Annotated in this window: 13 protein-coding genes and 1 tRNA gene; 7 read left to right on the top strand and 7 right to left on the bottom strand. The window is 74.4% G+C overall.

The window, feature by feature from the left end:
* Positions 1–35 precede the first annotated feature (35 nt).
* Together ACMXGY_RS16460 and ACMXGY_RS16455 are read right to left on the bottom strand one after the other, a co-directional pair.
* On the bottom strand, positions 36–1,385 hold the full coding sequence (locus ACMXGY_RS16460; protein ID WP_483774058.1) for an NAD(P)/FAD-dependent oxidoreductase: 1,350 nt from the start codon (positions 1,383–1,385) through the stop codon (positions 36–38).
* Between the two features lie 163 nt (positions 1,386–1,548).
* On the bottom strand, positions 1,549–1,812 hold the full coding sequence (locus ACMXGY_RS16455) for a GlsB/YeaQ/YmgE family stress response membrane protein (RefSeq protein WP_483774057.1): 264 nt from the start codon (positions 1,810–1,812) through the stop codon (positions 1,549–1,551).
* Positions 1,813–1,943: 131 nt separating this feature from the next.
* On the opposite strand from ACMXGY_RS16455, the gene ACMXGY_RS16450 reads away from it, so the two are divergent.
* Both ACMXGY_RS16450 and ACMXGY_RS16445 read left to right on the top strand, forming a co-directional pair.
* Positions 1,944–2,762, top strand: a complete 819-nt coding sequence (locus ACMXGY_RS16450) for a thymidylate synthase (RefSeq protein WP_483774056.1) — start codon at positions 1,944–1,946, stop codon at positions 2,760–2,762.
* The gene (locus ACMXGY_RS16445; protein ID WP_483774055.1) at positions 2,762–3,379 is read left to right on the top strand and encodes a dihydrofolate reductase; all 618 of its coding nucleotides are present in this window, start codon (positions 2,762–2,764) and stop codon (positions 3,377–3,379) included. Before ACMXGY_RS16450 ends, ACMXGY_RS16445 begins: the two co-directional genes overlap by 1 nt.
* A 43-nt stretch (positions 3,380–3,422) precedes the next feature.
* Here ACMXGY_RS16445 and uriH read toward each other — a convergent pair whose 3' ends face one another.
* Positions 3,423–4,391, bottom strand: coding sequence for a uridine-preferring nucleoside hydrolase UriH (gene uriH, locus ACMXGY_RS16440; protein ID WP_483774054.1), 969 nt, complete (start codon positions 4,389–4,391; stop codon positions 3,423–3,425).
* Between the two features lie 142 nt (positions 4,392–4,533).
* On the opposite strand from uriH, the gene ACMXGY_RS16435 reads away from it, so the two are divergent.
* Positions 4,534–4,606 (top strand) — tRNA-Arg (locus tag ACMXGY_RS16435).
* A gap of 320 nt (positions 4,607–4,926) precedes the next feature.
* The gene (locus ACMXGY_RS16430; protein WP_483774053.1) at positions 4,927–7,146 is read left to right on the top strand and encodes a DEAD/DEAH box helicase; all 2,220 of its coding nucleotides are present in this window, start codon (positions 4,927–4,929) and stop codon (positions 7,144–7,146) included.
* A 36-nt stretch (positions 7,147–7,182) separates the two neighbouring features.
* Here ACMXGY_RS16430 and ACMXGY_RS16425 read toward each other — a convergent pair whose 3' ends face one another.
* Complete coding sequence (locus tag ACMXGY_RS16425; protein WP_483774052.1) at positions 7,183–8,217, bottom strand: hypothetical protein; 1,035 nt, start codon at positions 8,215–8,217, stop codon at positions 7,183–7,185.
* A gap of 769 nt (positions 8,218–8,986) precedes the next feature.
* Between ACMXGY_RS16425 and ACMXGY_RS16420 the strand changes: the two genes are divergently transcribed.
* Both ACMXGY_RS16420 and ACMXGY_RS16415 read left to right on the top strand, forming a co-directional pair.
* The gene (locus ACMXGY_RS16420) at positions 8,987–13,084 is read left to right on the top strand and encodes a hypothetical protein (RefSeq protein WP_483774051.1); all 4,098 of its coding nucleotides are present in this window, start codon (positions 8,987–8,989) and stop codon (positions 13,082–13,084) included.
* Between the two features lie 314 nt (positions 13,085–13,398).
* Positions 13,399–13,632: a hypothetical protein gene (locus ACMXGY_RS16415; protein WP_483774050.1), complete on the top strand. Its 234-nt coding sequence runs from the start codon at positions 13,399–13,401 to the stop codon at positions 13,630–13,632.
* A gap of 89 nt (positions 13,633–13,721) precedes the next feature.
* On the opposite strand, the gene mscL is transcribed toward ACMXGY_RS16415, so the two are convergent.
* From mscL to ACMXGY_RS16400, 3 genes are all read right to left on the bottom strand, one after another.
* Complete coding sequence (gene mscL / locus ACMXGY_RS16410; RefSeq protein WP_483774049.1) at positions 13,722–14,168, bottom strand: large conductance mechanosensitive channel protein MscL; 447 nt, start codon at positions 14,166–14,168, stop codon at positions 13,722–13,724.
* A 137-nt stretch (positions 14,169–14,305) separates the two neighbouring features.
* Positions 14,306–15,076, bottom strand: coding sequence for an SAF domain-containing protein (locus ACMXGY_RS16405; protein WP_483774048.1), 771 nt, complete (start codon positions 15,074–15,076; stop codon positions 14,306–14,308).
* 150 nt (positions 15,077–15,226) lie between these two features.
* Positions 15,227–15,535 carry an FmdB family zinc ribbon protein gene (locus ACMXGY_RS16400; RefSeq protein ID WP_483774047.1) on the bottom strand — a complete coding sequence of 103 codons (309 nt, stop codon included), beginning with the start codon at positions 15,533–15,535 and terminating at the stop codon, positions 15,227–15,229.
* A gap of 311 nt (positions 15,536–15,846) precedes the next feature.
* Here ACMXGY_RS16400 and ACMXGY_RS16395 point away from each other — a divergent pair, with 311 nt between their 5' ends.
* A complete protein-coding gene (locus ACMXGY_RS16395; RefSeq protein ID WP_483776882.1) occupies positions 15,847–18,366 on the top strand; it encodes a penicillin acylase family protein in 2,520 nt (839 codons plus the stop codon).
* The last annotated feature ends 88 nt before the right edge of the window (positions 18,367–18,454 follow it).

Here is an 18,454-nt window from a genome sequence, read left to right as displayed (position 1 = left end):
GACACGTTCCGCGGCACCCGGCCGCAGTGCTCCGCTCAGGCCGCGACGGACCGGTGCTCCGTGGCCGGGGCGGCCGCGACGAACGCCCCCCGGGGGTCCTGCACCGAGGCGAGCGAGACGACGTCGCGCCCGAACAGCGCGGCGGTCGTCCACACCGCGAGGACGCGGGCCTTGCGCTCCCACGTGGGGATCGCGAGGACGTGGTAGCCGCGGTGCATGAGCCACGCGAGGGGCCCGCGCACGACGAGCCGGTGGTACTGGAAGATCCCGGTGCCGAGGCCGAGCGTCGCGACCACGCCGAGGCTGCCGTGCACGTACGGGTGCGTCGCCCGGCCGCGGCGCGCCGCGACGAGGTTGCGGGCCAGGCGCCGGCCCTGCCGCACGGCGTGCTGCGCGTTGGGCACCGTCAGGGCTCCGGGCCGCGGCGTCGCGAGGTCGGGGACGGCGGCGCCGTCGCCCGCGGCCCAGGCGTCGGCCACGGGTGCGTCCGCCGTCCCGACCTGCAGGTCGGACCGCACGACGACGTAGCCCCGCGCGTCGACCGGCAGGTCGGTGTGCGTCGCGACGACCGGGTTGGCCGCGTTCCCCGCCGTCCACACGAGGAGGCCGGTGGCGAACGACTCGCCGGTCGAGAGCGTCACGACGCCTCCCTCGGCCGACACGAGGCCGGACCCGAGGTGCACGTGCGCACCCCGCCGCTCGAGCTCGCGCACGACCCAGCGGCCGGGCCGCTCGGTGACCTCGGGAAGGATGCGGTCGTTCCGCTCGACGAGGTGGAACCGGAGCTCCGCGGGATCGATCTCGGGGTAGACGTGCGTGAGGTCGTGCGCGAGCGACAGCAGCTCCGCGAAGCCCTCCACGCCGGAGAAGCCGCCGCCGACGAAGGTCACGGTCAGCAGCCGCTCGCGCTCCGGCCCGCGGGGGAGGCTCGCGGCACGGTCGAACGACGTGAGCAGACGGTCGCGGATCGCGACGGCCTCCTCGACGTGCTTCATGCCGATGGCGTGCTCGGCGACCCCCGGCACGGGGAAGACGCGCGTCACGGCACCCGCCGTGACGACGACCGTGTCGTAGGTCAGGTCGTACGGCTCGCCCGACCGGGGCCGCACGACGACCGTGCGCCGGGCGTGGTCCACGCGCTCGACCGTGCCGTCGACGAGCCGCGTGCGACGCAGGTGGCCGCGGTGCGCGACGGCGGCGTGGCGTGCCTCGACCGAGCCCGCGACGACCTCCGGCAGGAAAGGCTGGTAGGTCATGTAGGGCCGCGGGTCGACCAGCACGAGCTCGACCTCGCCGCGGCGCAGCTCGCGCCGCAGACGCTTCTCGAGCTCCCGAGCCGCCGTGAACCCGGCGTAGCCTCCGCCGACGACGACGATGCGTGCCATGACCGCCTCCTGTGCGTCGCGCACCCTGCGCGCTCTCACCCCTACGACCGCGCAGCCCGACGATCGGTGACATGAGGTGCGTCACGTCGGCGCACCGGGAGGGGGCAGCACGACGGGCCCGACGTTCGTCCGGGGACGACGTCGGGCCCGTGCGAGGTGTTGGTCAGGCGTGGCTGCGGCGGGTGACCGCGCCGTAGATCCCGAGCGTGATGAGCGAGCCGAGGATCGCGAGGAGCCACGTGCGGAAGTCGCCGAGGTCTCCGAGGCTCGTGCCGAAGAACACGCTGCCGAGCCATCCGCCGAGGAGCGCCCCGACGATGCCCAGGAGGATCGTGATGATCAGGGACCCGGTCTGCTTCCCCGGGAGAACCGCACGAGCGATGAGTCCCGCGACGAGCCCGAGCACGATGTAGGCGATCCAACCCATGGTAAATCTCCGTTTCATCCGGGATGTGTCTTTCCCCCCTGCGACCGTGAACACTGGCACCGATCCCGCGACCACGCACGTCGAGACGGTGCTCGCGCCGGTGTCGAGGCCGCGCACCTAGACTGGCGGCCGTGGTCACCGACGCAACGCCCGCCGTCCCGACGCCCTACGAGGACCTCTTGCGCGACGTCCTCGAGCACGGGACGCCCAAGGGCGACCGGACCGGGACGGGGACGCGCAGCGTGTTCGGCCGGCAGATCCGCTTCGACCTGTCGCAGGGCTTCCCCCTGGTCACGACCAAGCGCGTGCACCTCAAGTCGATCGCGTACGAGCTCCTGTGGTTCCTGCGCGGCGACTCCAACGTGCGCTGGCTCCAGGAGCAGGGCGTGAGCATCTGGGACGAGTGGGCGGACGCCGACGGCGAGCTCGGCCCGGTCTACGGCGTGCAGTGGCGCTCGTGGCCGACGCCGGACGGGCGCCACGTGGACCAGGTCGCCCAGGTGATCGAGCAGATCCGCTCCAACCCGGACTCGCGCCGGCACATCGTCTCCGCGTGGAACGTCGGGGAGATCGAGTCCATGGCTCTGCCGCCGTGCCACGCGTTCTTCCAGTTCTACGTGGCCGACGGGAGGCTGTCGTGCCAGCTCTACCAGCGCTCGGCCGACCTGTTCCTCGGCGTGCCGTTCAACATCGCGTCGTACGCGCTGCTCGTCCACATGGTCGCGGCGCAGACCGGTCTTGAGGTCGGGGACTTCGTCTGGACCGGCGGCGACGTGCACATCTACGACAACCACGTCGAGCAGGTGCGCGAGCAGCTGACGCGCGCGCCCTACCCCTACCCGACCCTGCGCCTCGCACCGCGCGACTCGATCGACGCGTACGAGTACGAGGACATCGAGGTCGTCGGGTACCAGCACCACCCGACGATCAAGGCGCCGATCGCCGTCTGATGATCGGGCTCGTCTGGGCGCAGGCGCGCGACGCCGCCGGCCGTCCCGTCATCGGCGCGGGCGGCACGATGCCGTGGCACCTGCCTGAGGACCTCGCGCACTTCAAGCGGCTCACGTCCGGCCACCCGGTGGTCATGGGCAGGCGGACGTGGGACTCGCTCCCGCCCCGGTTCCGGCCTCTGCCCGGGCGGACGAACGTCGTCGTGACCCGGCAGGACCGCTGGTCGCCCGGTGGGCGCGGGCCCGGCGGCGCGGTGTCAGGTGCCACGGTGCCCGACGACGACGACGGTCGGCCGGTCGAGGAGAGCGGCGCGCCGGTGCTCGTGGCCGGGTCGGTCGAGGAGGCGCTCGGGCTCGCCCGTGCCGCCGCCCGGGCGACCGGGTCGGGCGAGGTGTGGGTGATGGGCGGTGCCCAGCTCTACGCGGCGACGATCGGCGAGGCCGACCGGTGCGTCGTCACGGAGATCGACGCCGAGGTCGAGGGCGACACGTTCGCCCCTGCCGTCCCCGCCGGGTGGGCCGCCACCCCGGGCGAGTGGGCGACGTCGTCCACCGGCCTGCGCTACCACTTCGTCACCCACGCCCGCCCGGACCCCCGCCACCCGCTGAGTGCATGAAAGAGTCGCGCTCGCACGGCTCGAGCGCGACTCTTTCATGCACTCAGGTGGCGAGGTGGTCGAGGCGGCGCAGCGCGTCGACGACGAGGTCCCAGAAGCGGGCGTGGTCGAGGGTGACGGCGACCTGCGTGCGGCACTGGTCGGGGCCCGGCTCGTCGCCGCGCAGGTCGGCGACGGTCATGCCGGTCGTCAGAGCGCCGGACAGCTCGACGTCGAGCGGGGCTCGGCGCGTCGTCAGGACGTCCGGGTCGATCACGTACGCGACGGCGCACGGGTCGTGCACGGGCGGGTAGGGGAAGCCCTGCGCCGACCGGTACGTCGAGCCGTAGAAGTCGAGCAGCTCGGCGACGAACCGGGCCGGTGCGGTGCCGAGCGCGGCGACGCGCTCGCGCACGTCGGGCGTCGCGACGGCCTGGTGCGTGAGGTCCAGGCCCACCATCGTCAGCGGCCACGCCTCGTTCAGCACGACGTGCGCCGCCTCGGGATCGGCGAGCACGTTGAACTCCGCGACGGGCGTGCGGTTCCCGACGTGGTAGCCGCCGCCCATCATCACGACCTCTCGGACGCGCGGCACGATCCGCGGCTCCTTGCGCGCGGCCATCGCCACGTTCGTCAGCGGCCCGGTCGGCACGAGCGTGATCTCGCCGGGCTCGGCGCCCATGACGGTGTCCACGACGAGGTCGACCGCGTGCCGGCGGTCGACGGAGCGCCGCGGCGCGGGCAGCTCGGGCCCGTCCATCCCGGACTCGCCGTGGATGTCGGGCGCGACCGTGCGCCGTCGGACGAGCGGGCGGTCGCACCCCGCGGCGACGGGGACGTCGATCCCGCCGACCTCCGCGACCGCGAGGGCGTTGCGCGTGACCTTCTCGAGCGTCTGGTTCCCCGCCACGGTCGTCACGGCGACGAGCTCGACGGCCGGGCTCCCGTGCGCGAGGAGCATCGCGACCGCGTCGTCGTGGCCGGGGTCGCAGTCGAGGAGGATGCGTCGGGGAGCGTCGGCGGGCTGCGGCATGCGGCCATCCTCGCGCGGCCGACGTCGCCGGGCGCGGCGGGCTGGTCCGGCGCTAGGGCGGAGGACCTGCGCGCGGGCTGCGCTTCGCGTCCGACCGGTCCCGGCGGCTAGGCTGTGCTCCGGCCCTGCCCCCCGGGGTCGCGCGCCTGTAGCTCAGGGGATAGAGCACCGCTCTCCTAAAGCGGGTGTCGGCAGTTCGAATCTGCCCAGGCGCACAGGGTGGGTGTGTTCAACCGAGGCTCGTCCCGTGAGGAGCCTCGGCGACCGGCGTGCAGGGGCGTCCGGCGACGTCGTGGCGTCGCAGGGCTCCCGGTGAGCGCTCGACCGGCGGATCGTCGCGTGCTGCGGGTCGTCCGTCGTGACACGTGGTCGCCCGCACGGCCCGGCGCGTGACGCCGGACGCCGTCGGCACGACCGAGCACCCGCAGCACGGGCCGTGGTGCCGTGCGGCGACGCGGCGCCCGACCGGGCGCAACGAGGTCGCGTCCGGGCACGCCGGACGCGGCTGCTCGGGGAATCGAACGAAGGAGGAGGCGTGGCTCGAACAGGTCGAGGTCGTTCCGGCCGCGCGCGCCCTCAGCCGGGCGCCCAGCGCTCGCAGCCTGGCGCTCAGCGGTCTCAGCCCGGCGCCCAGCGTCGGCGCGCCCCGCGGCCGTCGGAGCAGGGGATCATCCCGGTGCTCGCGGGGATCGCCCGTGAGCTCGACGGCGCGGTACGCCGGCCGCCGACACGGCCGTCGGTGCGCACGCAGTTCCAGGTCGTGGCCCTGCTGGTGCGCCAGGAGCGGGCCCGGGTGACGTCGGACCGCTCCCTCTCCGTGTCGAAGCGGGACCAGGAGCTCAAGCGGCTCGACGGGGTGGCGACGCTGCTGGCGAGGATCGCCGCCCGGGACACCTCCCTGCTCACGCTGCTCGCCGAGGACGCCCGGGTCTCCGACGCGGCGCGCGCCTACAAGGCGACCGTGATGCGCGCCGGGGGTCTGGAGCCGCCCGAGGACTCCGCGCCGCCCGCTGCGCCGGCCGAGCCGAGCGCACAGGCGCCGGTCACCGAGAAGCGCGTCGTGCCCCGGTCCGCGATCTCGCGCCAGCTGGCGAACCCGTTCCTCGCCCCGGACTTCGAGGCCGCGGCCGAGCGGATGGCCGCGCGGCCCCGGCGGCTCGCCGGCTGGGAGCTGCTCGAGCCGCTCTTCCGGTCCTTCGAGCAGGCCGGACCCGGGGCACCGGCGTGCATGGCGCTGCCGGAGCCGCGCGCGGTGTCCGCCCCGCCCGGGCGTGCGCTCATGCCGCACCAGGCGCAGGTCGTCGCGGCCACGGCCCGTGGTCACCGCACGTTCCTGCTCGCCGACGAGCCCGGCCTCGGGAAGACCGCTCAGGCGCTGCTCGCGGCCCAGGCAGCCGACGCCTTCCCCCTGCTGGTCGTCGTCCCCAACGTCGTGAAGGCGAACTGGGCGCACGAGGTCGGCATGTGGACTCCGCTGCGGCGCGTGACGGTCGTCCACGGCGACGGCGAGCAGGTGGACGCGTTCGCGGACGTCGTCGTCGTGAACTACGAGATCCTGGACCGGCACGCCGGCTGGCTCGGCGAGCTCGGCTTCCGCGGGATGGTCGTCGACGAGGCGCACTTCATCAAGAACAAGTCCTCGCAGCGCTCTCAGCGGGTCCTCGCGCTCTCGGAGCGCATCCGTGCCCGCACCGCCCGGCCGCTGCTCATGGCGCTCACCGGGACCCCGCTCATCAACGACATCGAGGACTTCCGGGCGATCTGGCAGTTCCTCGGCTGGATCGACGACACGAAGCCCCTCGGCAAGCTCATGACCGCGCTGGAGGACACCGGCCTCACCCCGGCGGACCGGGGGTTCTACGCCGCCGCACGGTCCGCCGTCATCGACATGGGCATCGTCCGACGCCGCAAGGCCGACGTGGTCGCGGACATCCCGGCTCGCCGGGTGGCCGACCTGCCGGTCGAGCTCGACGGCGCGGTCGGAAGCTCGATCCGCGCCGCCGAGGCCGCGCTGACCCGCCGGCTGGTCGAGCGCTACCGGTCCGCCGCCCAGGCGCGCGCCGTCGGCGTGGAGGTCTCCGCCGAGGCGACCGACGGCGACCGCGTCGATCTCGACCTCGCCCGCCGGGTGGCGGCGGCAGAGCTCAAGGACTCGAGCTCGAAGGCCGGCGGCGAGAACGTGTTCACGATGGTCCGGCGGATCGGGCAGGCCAAGGCCGGGCCGGCCGCCGACTACACCGCGCAGCTGGCCCGCAACGTCGGCAAGGTCGTGTTCTTCGCCAAGCACGTCGACGTCATGGACCAGGCCGAGCAGACGTTCGCCGACCGCGGCATCCGGTTCGCCTCGATCCGCGGGGACCAGACGCCGAAGGTGCGCGAGCGGAACATCGCCGCCTTCACGGGCGACCCGGACGTCGCGGTCGCCGTGTGCTCCCTGACGGCGGCGGGCGTGGGGCTCAACCTCCAGGTCGCCTCCAACCTCGTGCTGGCCGAGCTGTCCTGGACCGACGCCGAGCAGACCCAGGCCATCGACCGGGTCCACCGGATCGGCCAGGACGAGCCCGTGACCGCGTGGCGCATCATCGCCGCGCAGACCATCGACTCGAAGATCGCCGAGCTCATCGACAGCAAGTCCGGGCTGGCCGCCAGGGCCCTGGACGGCGCGGCGGACGAGGACGGGTCGTCGGCCAGGGACGTGCAGCTCGAGGCCCTGGTCGAGCTGCTCACCGACGCCCTCGCCACCAACGAGGGCTGAGTCCCGGGACGCGCCCCGGCGCGCTGGGCCCGTCCCTCAGGCCGACGACGACGTCGTCGGAGCCGGGGTGGGCTCGGCCGATCCGCCCGACGTGTCGCCCGCGCCTGCGCCGCCGGACCCCATGCCGCCGCCCGGCGGTGTGCCACCCGTGCCCGTCGACGGCTCGCCGGTCCCGCCCTCGCCGTCGGAGCCGGTCCCGCCCGTGCCACCGGTGTCCCCGTCGGGTGTCGTGGGGTCGACGGGTGCGGGGGAGGGGCTGTCGGTCGAGCCGTCGGTCGGCTCGTCCGTCGGCTCCTGCGTGGGTGCCGGGGCCGGTTCGGTCGTCGTGCCGTCGGTGGGGACGGACGACGGGTCGTCGGTCGGCAGGGTGCCGCCGTCGGACGGCTGGTCCGGCGACGGCTTCACGGCGCCGTCGCCGGGCGTCGTGGTCCTGCTGATCGACGTCCCTGCGCCCTCCTGGCCGCGCACGGCGTCGGAGATCGGCTTGCCGATCGCGAGCTCGACGACGAGGACGACGCCCATGACCAGGACGAACAGCACGAGCGCCGTCACGGTCAGCACGCGTCCTCGGCCGTACCGGTCGACGAGCCGCAACCACCTGCTCGGCAGGGCGGGCTCGGGGGCCGCGACCGCATCGCCCGGCGCGGCGTCCCCGTCGCGGTGGACGGCCGCCTCGCCCGCGGAGGCGTCGACGGCCTCCGGCGTGGCCGTCGGGTCGGTGCCGCGGGGCACGGCGACGACGCGCGCCGTCGCGCCGCGGTCCCGCGGGACGCTCGCCCCGGTGGTGACCTGGACGACCTTGCCGACGACGGGCACGAGCTGCTCACGAGTCTTCTGGATCGACCGCGTGTAGACGTAGTTCGCGACGACGGTGAGGGCGCTCGCGATCCCGGCACCGATGATCGTGCCGGCCGTGCCGAAGTACGACAGGAGCAGGGTCGTGCTCACGGCCGCCAGGGCGCTCGCCAGGATCTGGGTGAGCGAGAGCCGGGCAGGTGCCTCGCGCTCCTTGGCGGAAGGTTCCTCGGTCGTGGGCGCGGTGTCGCGGGTGCTGCCAGGGGGTGTCGTCACGTGGTGCGTTTTCCGGTCGTCGAGGCTGGTCGGGCTGGTCGCCCGCCGCCACCGGCCGGGTGGGACGGCCGCGCGCCGCAGGACCGGCGTCGGGCCACGGGCGTCCCTCCACGGTAGGCGGGCGGTGTGGACCTCGCTCAGGGGTGCCGTGCCCGGCGCCGTGAGGAACCGAGAAGATCCTGTGACGCCTCGGAGAGAGGCCTCGAGAGGCCGGGACGGGCCCGGGCGGGGGCGTAGCCTGCAGGAGCACCGCGCACGGCGCACGGCGACCAGCGGCCCGCTCCGACGAGCCGCCCCACGCCTGCGGTGTGATGCTCGTCACCTCGGGACCGCCCGCCCCTACCGCACCTTATTCGCGGAAACGCACAGTTCTTGTGGACGCTCGTCCAGGTCGTTCTCAGGGTGGCTTCCGACCTTTCCCCGATTCACCCGTCCAGGTCTGCGGAGCCGTGTTGACGCCAGCCATCGGGCCGTGCAAGATAGTCCTCGACAGCGCGCATCGCCTGCCCCCTGCGCGGTGCGCGCTGTTTCATACTTCTCCGGGAGAGCATCCTGGAATGACGTTCGACGAAGGCCCCGGAACGCAGAGAATCGCGTTCCGGGGCCTTCGTCGTCCCCGCACGTGGACACCTCTGACCTCGCAGTTCTTCCTCGGTGTCGTCGGCGCGCGGTCTTCGTCCGAGCAGGCCGCGACGTCTCCACGATCGTGTCGTGACGCGCCCGGCGTGCCGTGGCGGGCCCTGTGCGCCACTGCGGTTAGCGTCGGAGGGTGAACGCCGCAGCCCGCACCAGCTCAGCCGCCCGGAGCGTGGCCGATCCTGCTCGGCTGCACGACGACGCCCCCGAGACCCCCGCAGGAGCGCACCCCGACGAAGAGGGAGCCGACCACCCGCGTCCCGTGCTCGTGACCGAGCCGACCACGGCCGACCTCGTCGAGCAGGCCGTCACGCGCTGGCGCGCGGGCCTGGTCGAGCTCGCGGGAGGCTCCTCGCTCGCGGACATCTCGCTCCTGGGCGACGCGGTCGTCGACCTCACGGCGGCGCACCCGTCGGGCGTCGCGCAGCTCTTCGCGGGCCGGCCCACGCGCCTGGCGAACCTCTTTCGGGAGGGCGGATCGCTCCCGGCCGCACGCCGTCGGGCGCGTGCCGTCGTCGTGCGCGCGGCCGAGCACGCGCAGCGCTACGGCGTCGCGCCCACCTACCTGGCGATCGGTGTCGCGACCTGGACCCAGGACCCCGGCACCCCGCTGCCGGAGGACGACGTCGCCGCGCTCGCGCGCGTCGCCGGCCGCGGGACCACGACCCTGACGCCGCCGGTCGTCCCCGTCCCGGCGCCCGACGCGGACGGGGAGCCCGCTGCCCGGGACGACGACGACCCGCACGACGAGCCACCGGTCGACGCGGTACCCGCCAGAGCCGGTGACGAGCCGGCACCGGGAGGCCCTGCGGAGGCGCCAGCGCCCCGGACGGTTCGCGCGCCCGTCCTGCTGCGGCCTCTCACCGTCACCCCGCGCGGCGACGGTGAGACCGACTACGAGCTCACGCTCGAGCCGACGGCGGAGATCAACCCGCTGCTGGCACGCACCCTGCGCGCGCACGGCGCGCTGCTCGACCCGGTGACCCTCGCGCGCTCGACCTTCACCGGTGCCGGGTTCGACCCGAACGACGCCATGGCGCGCATCACCGCGCTGGGCCGCGCCGTGCTCGGCGACTTCGAGCTGACGCACCGCGTCCTCGTCGGGACCTTCGTCCACCCGGGCCAGGTGCTGGTCGACGACCTCGACGAGCTCGCGCCCGCGCTCGAGCGGCACGAGGTCGTCGCGGCGATCGCCGGGGACGAGACGTCCGCCGCCGCGCTGCGGCGCGAGCTGCCCACCCCCCGCGTCGGGGACGCGGACCCCGTGCACGAGCGCGGGGCGGGCGACCTCGACCCGTCGCAGCGGCACGTCGTCGACGTCCTCGCGAGCGGGTCCCACCTCTTCGTCGACGCGCCCGCGGGGTCGGACGTCGCCGGGACCCTCGCCGCCGTCGTCGCCGAGGCCGCGGCGTCCGGACGGCACGTGCTCTACGTCCCGGGGCACCGCCGCGCGGCCGACGCGCTCGTCGCGCGCCTCGACGCGCTCGGCCTCGGCGGCCTCGTGCTCGACATCGCCCCCGAGCCCACCTGGCGGGAGACGGCGTCCCACCGGCTGCTCGCGGCGATGGCGAGCGAGCCCGAGACCGTCGACGACGAGGAGCTCGCGCGCACCCGCGACGCGCTCCTCGGCTCGCGCGCCCGGCTCGGCGGGTACATCGAGGCGCTGCACCTCGTCCGCGAGCCGTGGAACGTCTCGGCCTACGACGCCCTCCAGGCCCTCGCACGGCTCACCGCCGAACGGCCCGCGCCCGACACGCGGGTACGGCTCACGCCCGAGGCGGTGCTCGCCGTCGGACCGCTGCGGGTACAGCTCGCCGAAGACCTGCGCGCCGCGGCCGAGCTCGGCGCGTTCACCGCACGGGCGACGGCGACGCCCTGGTCCGGAGCGGGCCTGACCACCCCGCAGGAGGCGCACGACGCGCTCGTGCGCGTGGAGCGCCTGCGCACCCACACGCTCCCGCAGCTGCGCGCGCAGGTCGACCAGGTCGCGCAGAGGACCGGACTCACGCCCGCGACGACGCTGCGCCAGTGGGGCGACCAGCTCGCCATGCTCGGCGGCATGCGCGGCACGCTCGACGTCTTCCAGCCGATGATCTTCGAGCGCACCGCGCAGGACCTCGTCGAGGCGACCGCGACGCGCGCGTGGCGTGAGGAGCGCGGCATCGACATGGGCTGGTTCGTGCGCCGACGCCTGCGCCGTCAGGCACGCGACATGGTGCGTCCCGGAGTCCGCGTGCCCGACCTGCACACCGCCCTCATCGAGGTGCAGGCGCAGCGCGCCGTCTGGCAGGCGCAGTGCCCGCGCGGCGGCTGGCCGACCCTGCCCGAAGGCCTGTCCGCCATCGAGGACACGCACGAGGCCGTGCGGATCGACGTCGAGGAGCTCGAGCCCGTGCTCGCCGGGACGCCCCAGGGCGCCGGACTCCTCGACGTGCCTCTCGACGCGCTCGCCGCACGCCTCGAGGCGCTCGCAGAGGACTCCGAGTCGCTCGACACCCTGCCCGCGCGGACCGCGATCCTGCGCCGGCTCACGGGCGCGGGCCTGGACGACCTGGTCGCCGACCTCGCCGCCCGGCGCGTCGAGGCCGACCTCGTGGGGCCCGAGCTGGAGCTCACCTGGTGGAGCTCGGTGTTCGAGCAGGTCCTCGCGCAGGACCAGGCGCTCGCGGGCCAGGACGGTGCCGGGCTCGACGCCCTCGCACGTCGGTTCCGCGAGCTCGACCGCGCCCACGTCGCCGCGCTCTGCGCCCCCGTGCGCTCCGCGGTGCGCGAGCACCTCGGCGTCGCCATGCGCGAGCACCGCGACCAGGCCGAGGACCTCTTCACCGAGCTGCTCGAGGGCCGGCTCGTCAGCCTGCGCGAGACGGCGGAGAAGCACCCCGACGTGCTGCGACGGCTGCGGCCCGTGCTCGTCGCGACGCCCACGCTCGTCCCGCACCTCGTGCCCGCCACGCGCACCGTCGACCTCGTCGTGCTCGACGCGATCGAGCACGCGCCCGTCGAGCTCGTGCTCTCCGCGCTCGCCCGCGGGCGGCAGGTCGTCGCCGTCGGCGACCCCCGCGCCGCCTCCACGTCGACCGTCCGCGACCTCGCGGAGCTCCTCCCCACCGTGACGCTCCTCGCCGACGGGTCGCGCCGCGACCCCTACGTCACGACCTTCCTCGCCGAGCACGGCTACGCGGGCGTCCTGCGCCCCTCCCCGCTGCCGCGCGCCGAGGCGCTCGTCCAGCTCGACGTCGTCGACGGCGCCGGGATGCCCGACCCCGTCTCGGGCGCCGTCGAGAGCACGCAGGCCGAGGTCGACCGCGTCGTCGAGGTCGCGATCGAGCACGCCCTGACCCGCCCCGACGAATCGCTCGCCATCGTCACCGTCACGCCGCTGCACGCCGACCGCATCCGCGAGGCGCTGCTCGTCGAGGTGCGGCAGAACCCCGCGCTCGCCGGCTTCTTCGCCGCGTCCCGGCCCGAGCCCGTCGTCGTCGCCGACGTGTCCGGCGTCGCCGGCCTCGTGCGAGACACCATCGTCCTGTCCGTCGGGTTCGGCCGCACGCCCCACGGGCGCGTCCTGCACCGGTTCGGCATCCTCAACACGCCGGGCGCCGACGCGATGCTCCTCGACACCGTCGGCGCGACCCGTCGCAGGCTCCACGTCGTCTCGTGCTTCACCGCCGGCGACCTCGACCCCGAGCGCCTACGCGGCGCCGGCGCCAAGCTCCTCGCCGAGGTGCTCGACCTCGCCGAGCAGCGCAGCGGCGTCGCCGACCAGGTCACGCTCGGCAACGGCGTCGACGTCGGAGGCAGCCCCGACCGCCTCGTCCTCGACCTCGCCGAACGCCTGTGGCGCGCCGGCCTCGTCGTCGAGACCGACTACGGCATCGGCGACGGCGACCGGATCCCCCTCGTCGTCGGCCACCCCGACCTGCCCGGCGAGCTCCTCGTCGCCGTCCTCACCGACGACGCCGCCTACGTCGCCGAGCGCAGCGTCCGCGTCCGCGACCGCCAGGTCGCCGAACGTCTCGAACGCATCGGGTGGACCGTCGCGCAGGTGTGGTCCGCAGCAGCGTTCCTCGACCCCGCGAAGGAGGCCGAGCGCATCCGGCGGGTCGTGCAGGCCGTGCGCGACGCGCGGCTCCCCGAGTCCGGGGGCGTCGCGCAGACCGGTGGGGGCGACCGGATCGTCGTCGTGCCGGTGATCGACGACGACGAGCAGCACGGGGACGACGAGCTCTGATCCTGGACACGGGCGGGGTCGCTCGGCGTGCGGGACTGGTCGCCCTGGGTGCGGGGTCGGGTGGCGTGCGCGCCGTCTACCATCCGCGCGGCTCGTTCCTCGCGGCGCTCCCGCCAAGCCCGACCACGACGGCGCGCACGCCCCCCGACCCCGCCGTGTCAGCTCACCTTCTCCGTTCCGGCGGGTGGGCACGACGGCGCGCACGTCCCGGCGCCGCCACGTCGCGGGTCACCTTGATCCTCCGCCGTGCGCGCTTGCGGCGCGGGCGCTTCCGGTCCGGCTCGGCCCTTCGCCGTGGGTGGGACGATGGGGACGTGAGCAGCTTTACTGAGTCTTCGTCCGACGGTCCCGCTGTGCCCGACGGCGGGGCGCGGCGCCGCGGGGGTCGCCGCGCGGTGCGGCGGGGGACCGAGACGACGTCCGTTCCCGGTGCGAGCGCCGACGAGCGTGCGGACGGGTGGGGCGACGAGGCGAGGCCCGGCTCCACGTCCGGCGCGAACGACGAGCGGTTGCTGGGCGACGTGCCTCCGCACTACGGGCGCCACTGACGCCGGTCGAGCTCGAGAACGAGAAGGCGGTCGTGGCCCGTCCTCGTCCGGGACGGGCCACGACCGCCTGCTCGGCGGATGCGGTGTGCTCAGAGGTCGCGCGGCGGGGTCGGACCACCCGCCGCGGGCCCGCCGGGGCCAGCCGATTGCGCGACGAGGAGGTCGCGGATCTCCTGGAGGACGCGGACGTCCTCGGCGGGCGCCTCGGGCTCCGGTTCGTCGTCGCGCTTGCGGCGCGCGGCGAGGTGGTTCATCGGCAGGACGATGAAGAAGTACAGCGCGATCGCGACGCACAGGAACTTGAAGAGTGCGTCGAGGATGAGACCGAGACTGAAGTCTGCATCGTTGATGGTGAAGTTGCCGACGTCGGTGAGGTCGGGCTTGCCGAAGATCGCTGCGACGAGCGGGTTGATCAAGCCGTCGACGACGGCGGTGACGACGGCCGAGAACGCGGCGCCGATGACGACGCCGACCGCCAGGTCGATCGCGTTGCCTCGGAGCACGAACTCCTTGAACCCGTTGAGCACGCTCTGCATGGATGGATCCCTTTCACGTCGGTGGTCCCGCGTGGCTGCGGTGCCACGACTGTGCAGGGGCGATCCTTCCAACGTCGGCGTGGTGGGGCAACGGGGTCGCCCGGCGAGTCGGAGACGGGTGACCGGCACGGGCTGCGTCACGGGACGAGCACGGCGGTCACCGTGGCCCAGCCCGTGACCGAGGCGAGCCGGACGGCCTCCTCGGGACGGACGGCGACGAGCGTGACCGTGTCGGTCCCGGACCCGCCGGACCCGAGCAGCCCGCCGTCGTCCGTGGGCTCGGGGCTCGGCACGACGACGGCGCCGCGCGCCAGGTAGGGGTCGTGCGCGGGACTCGTCCCCGGGTCGGGTGTCGGGCCCGCTGCCGGGTCGACCGCGCCGGCCGCACCGACCGGGCCGGCGCCGCTCGTGACGCCGTCCGAGGCGACGAGCAGGTCCACGCGGTCTCCTGCACCCAGAAGTGCAGCGACGCCCGGATCGAGGCGGACGGGTGCGACGACCGTCCCGTCGGGCGCGGCGGCCGCGAGGTCTCCCGCGGCGACGAGCGAGCCCTGGACGAGGGTGCCGGGCGCGAGGGCCACCGAGGCGCGGCGCCCGGCGACGTCGTCGGGCCGCGCGGACGCGCCCTCCGGCGCGAGCGACACCGGTACCTGGTCCACCCGAAGGTCCTGAGCCGTGAGGGTCGCGCCCGCGGCGACCGCGCGTGCGACGACCACGACCGGCGTCGTCGGAGGCGGAGCAGGCCGCGCCGCCGACACGATCAGCGACGCGGCGACACCGCAGCACAGCGCAGCCACGACGAGACGCCCGCGCCACCACAGCGCACGCGCACGACGGGCGAACGCGGACCTCGTCGGACGAGGGACGGCGTCGGACGACGCACGGGCGCGGGACGACCAGGGAGCCATGGTCGCCGACCGTAGCGGCGAGCAGGTGCGCCGCAGCCGGTCGCAGCCACCGCCTGTGGACGGCGCGTGCGGCAGATGACGTCAGCAGCCGCGGTCGGTGGCCTGTGGACCGGCCTGGACGGCGGCGTCACGCCGAAGGCGACCCGCCGGTCAGGAGGAGGCGGCGGAGGTGCTCGTCGAGGAGCTCGAGGAGCTCGAACCCGACGAGCCGCTCGACGAGCTGGTCGACGAGCCGGACGCGGCAGCCGGCTTGGCGGCGGGCGTGCTGGACGACGTGCCGCCCGAACGGGAGTCGGTGCGGTAGAACCCGGAGCCCTTGAACGTCACACCGACCGACGAGAACACCTTGCGCAGTCGCCCGGAGCACTCGGGGCAGACGGTCAGGGCGTCGTCGCTGAACGACTGGTGGATGTCGAAGGCGTGACCGCAGGCGGTGCACGTGTACGCGTAGGTGGGCACGGGTTCTCCTCGTTCACGAGACGGCCGCTGAGCGGCCTGCGGCGGGTCGGGCTCGGGTCGGGCTCGGCGGTCCGACCGACTCAACACCGCCTGGCACTCGAAACTTCCGAGTGCCAATCATACGCGGGCCGGTGCGCGACACGGGCCGGGGTAGTCTCGCATCCGTGTCTGTGCACGAACCCGCCGAGGCCCCTGCCGGTGATGCCCCTCCCGGCGCTGCTCCCGCGAGCCCTGCCGACACCGGAGCTCCGCCGCCCCGGCGCCGCCGGTCGACGCGCCGCCGCGTCCTGATCGCGGTCGCCGTGCTGGTCGTGCTGGCGCTCGTCGCCGGGGCGGCCTTCGTCGTCGTCACGGTCCGCCGGCCGCTGCCGCAGGCGTCGGGTGAGATCGAGCTCACGGGCCTGCAGGGCGAGGTCACGGTGCTCCGCGACGCGCAGGGCGTCCCGCAAATCTACGCGGGCACGCCCGAGGACCTCTTCCGGGCCCAGGGCTACGTCCAGGCGCAGGACCGCTTCTTCGAGATGGACTACCGCCGGCACGTCACCTCCGGCCGGATGGCCGAGCTGGTCGGCGACAACCCGGACGCGATCGCGGCCGACACGGTCACGCGCACGTTCGGCTGGCGCGAGGTGGCCGAGCGGGAGTGGGAGATCGTCTCCCCCGAGACGAAGGCCTACCTCCAGGCGTACGCGGAGGGCGTCAACGCCTACCTCGAGAACCGCAGCCCGAGCGAGATCGCGCTCGAGTACACCGTGCTCGGACTGCAGGTCGACGTCGCGGACCCCGAGCCGTGGGACCCGATCGACTCGCTCGCCTGGCTCAAGGCGATGGCGTGGGACCTGCGCGGCAACTACGACGACGAGCTGGACCGTGCGCTCGCCTACGGCACCATGCAGGACACGGCCCGGGTCGCGGAGCTGTTCCCGGCCTACCCGAGCGACGTCAACGCGCCGATCCTGCAGCCCGGCGAGCTCGAGAACCCCCAGCAGGTCGCGCTCGAGCTCGGCCCCCAGGCGCAGGAGGACTACGGGTCCGACCACCTGCAGGCGGCCCTCGAGTCCGCCGACCGTGCGCTCGACGCCGTGCCCGTGCTGATCGGTCGGGGCGAGGGCACGGGGTCGAACTCCTGGGTCGTCTCGGGCGAGCACACGGCGAGCGGCCTGCCGATCCTCGCGAACGACCCGCACCTCGCGCTCGGCGCTCCGGGGATCTGGGCGCAGGTCGGCCTGCACTGCAACGACGTCGGGCCACAGTGCGGGTTCGACGTCGCGGGCTTCTCGTTCGCCGGGTTCCCGGGCGTCGTGATCGGTCACAACGCCGACCTCGCGTGGGGCCTCACGAACATGGGCGCGGACGTCACCGACTTCTTCGTCGAGCGCGTGCGCGACGACACCTACCTGCGCGGCGACGAGTGGGTGCCGCTCGAGACCCGCACGGAGACGCTGCGCGTCGCGGGCGGCGACGACGTCGACCTCGAGATCCGCTCGACCGTGCACGGCCCGATCGTCTCGGCCGCGATCCCGCAGCTCGAGGCGGCCGTCGGCACGCCCGCACTCGACACACGCCTCGGCGAGTACGCCGTCGCGCTCCAGTGGACCGCGCTCGAGCCGGGCCGGACGGCGGACGCCGTCTTCGCGTTCAACCTCGCCGCAGACGCCGAGGACATGCAGGCCGCCGCGGCGCTCTTCGAGGTCCCGGCCCAGAACATCGTGTTCGCGACGACGGACGGGCACATCGGCTACCAGGCGCCCGGAAAGATCCCGGTGCGCCAGGCCGTGCCCGACGCCGAGGTGCCGTCCGACGGCACGTGGCCGCGCGACGGCTCCGACGAGCGGTACGACTGGCAGGGCTACGTCCCGAGCGAGCAGATGCCGCGCGTCGTCGACCCCGCCGAGGGCTTCATCGTCGCGGCGAACCAGGCGGTGCTCCCGACCGGCGTCGAACCGTTCCTCACGACGGACTGGGACTACGGCTACCGCTCGCAGCGCATCCGCCAGCTGCTCGAGGCGGAGATCGCCGCGGGCCGCACCATCGACGTCGACACGATGAACGAGATCCAGGTCGACGACCGCAGCCCGTACGCCGACGTGCTCGTGCCCCTCCTGCTCGACCAGGAGATCGACGACGACTTCGCGGCGCAGGGCCAGGAGCTCCTCGCCGACTGGGACTACCGCACCGACACCGACTCGGCCGCAGCCGCGTACTTCGCGGCCGTCTGGCGCAACCTGCTCCAGCTCACGTTCTGGGACGACCTGCCCGAGTCGGCCCGGCCGAGCGGCGGGAGCCGCTGGCTCGCCGTCGTCCAGGGCCTCCTGGAGAACCCGACCGACCCGTTCTGGGACGACCGGCAGACGGTGAACCTCGTCGAGACGCGCGACGAGGTGCTCACGCAGGCGCTGATCTCCGCACGCCTCGACCTGACCGTCGAGCAGAGCAAGCTCCCGACCGACTGGGCGTGGGGCGACCTGCACGTCCTCGCGCTCGAGCACCCCGTCCTCGGCGGGGAGTCGATCCCCTGGCCCGTGCGCGACTACGTCAACCCGAACCCCGTCGGCATGCCCGGCGGCTCGTCGATCGTCAACGCGACCGCGTGGGACGCCGCGTCCGGGTCGTTCGCCGTGACGGCCGGCCCGTCCATGCGCATGGTCGTCGACCTCGACGACCTGGACCGCTCCACGTGGGTCACCGTCACGGGCACGTCGGGCCACCCGGCCTCGAACCACTACGCCGACCAGCTCAAGACCTGGGCGGCGGGCGAGACCTACTCCTGGCCGTTCACGACCGCCGCGGTCGCCGAGGCGGGCAGGGACGAACTGACCCTCGTCCCGTAGCGCCGCGGCGCACCTCGGGCTAGCCCGGGCGGACCGTCGTTGCGCCCGCGTCGGGCTCGGGCTGGGCGGTCCGTGGTTGCGCCCCGCC

Source organism: Cellulosimicrobium sp. G4 BAM 1002 (assembly GCF_057126935.1).
This window is presented reverse-complemented; position numbering and strand designations above follow the sequence as displayed.

What these genes read in the sequence shown, in the direction of transcription:
- ACMXGY_RS16405 (WP_483774048.1), bottom strand. Translation starts at nt 15,076, where the DNA reads ATGGCTCCCTGGTCGTCCCGCGCCCGTGCGTCGTCCGACGCCGTCCCT.
- ACMXGY_RS16460 (WP_483774058.1), bottom strand. Translation starts at nt 1,385, where the DNA reads ATGGCACGCATCGTCGTCGTCGGCGGAGGCTACGCCGGGTTCACGGCG.
- ACMXGY_RS16445 (WP_483774055.1), top strand. Translation starts at nt 2,762, where the DNA reads ATGATCGGGCTCGTCTGGGCGCAGGCGCGCGACGCCGCCGGCCGTCCC.
- mscL (WP_483774049.1), bottom strand. Translation starts at nt 14,168, where the DNA reads ATGCAGAGCGTGCTCAACGGGTTCAAGGAGTTCGTGCTCCGAGGCAAC.
- ACMXGY_RS16455 (WP_483774057.1), bottom strand. Translation starts at nt 1,812, where the DNA reads ATGGGTTGGATCGCCTACATCGTGCTCGGGCTCGTCGCGGGACTCATC.
- uriH (WP_483774054.1), bottom strand. Translation starts at nt 4,391, where the DNA reads ATGCCGCAGCCCGCCGACGCTCCCCGACGCATCCTCCTCGACTGCGAC.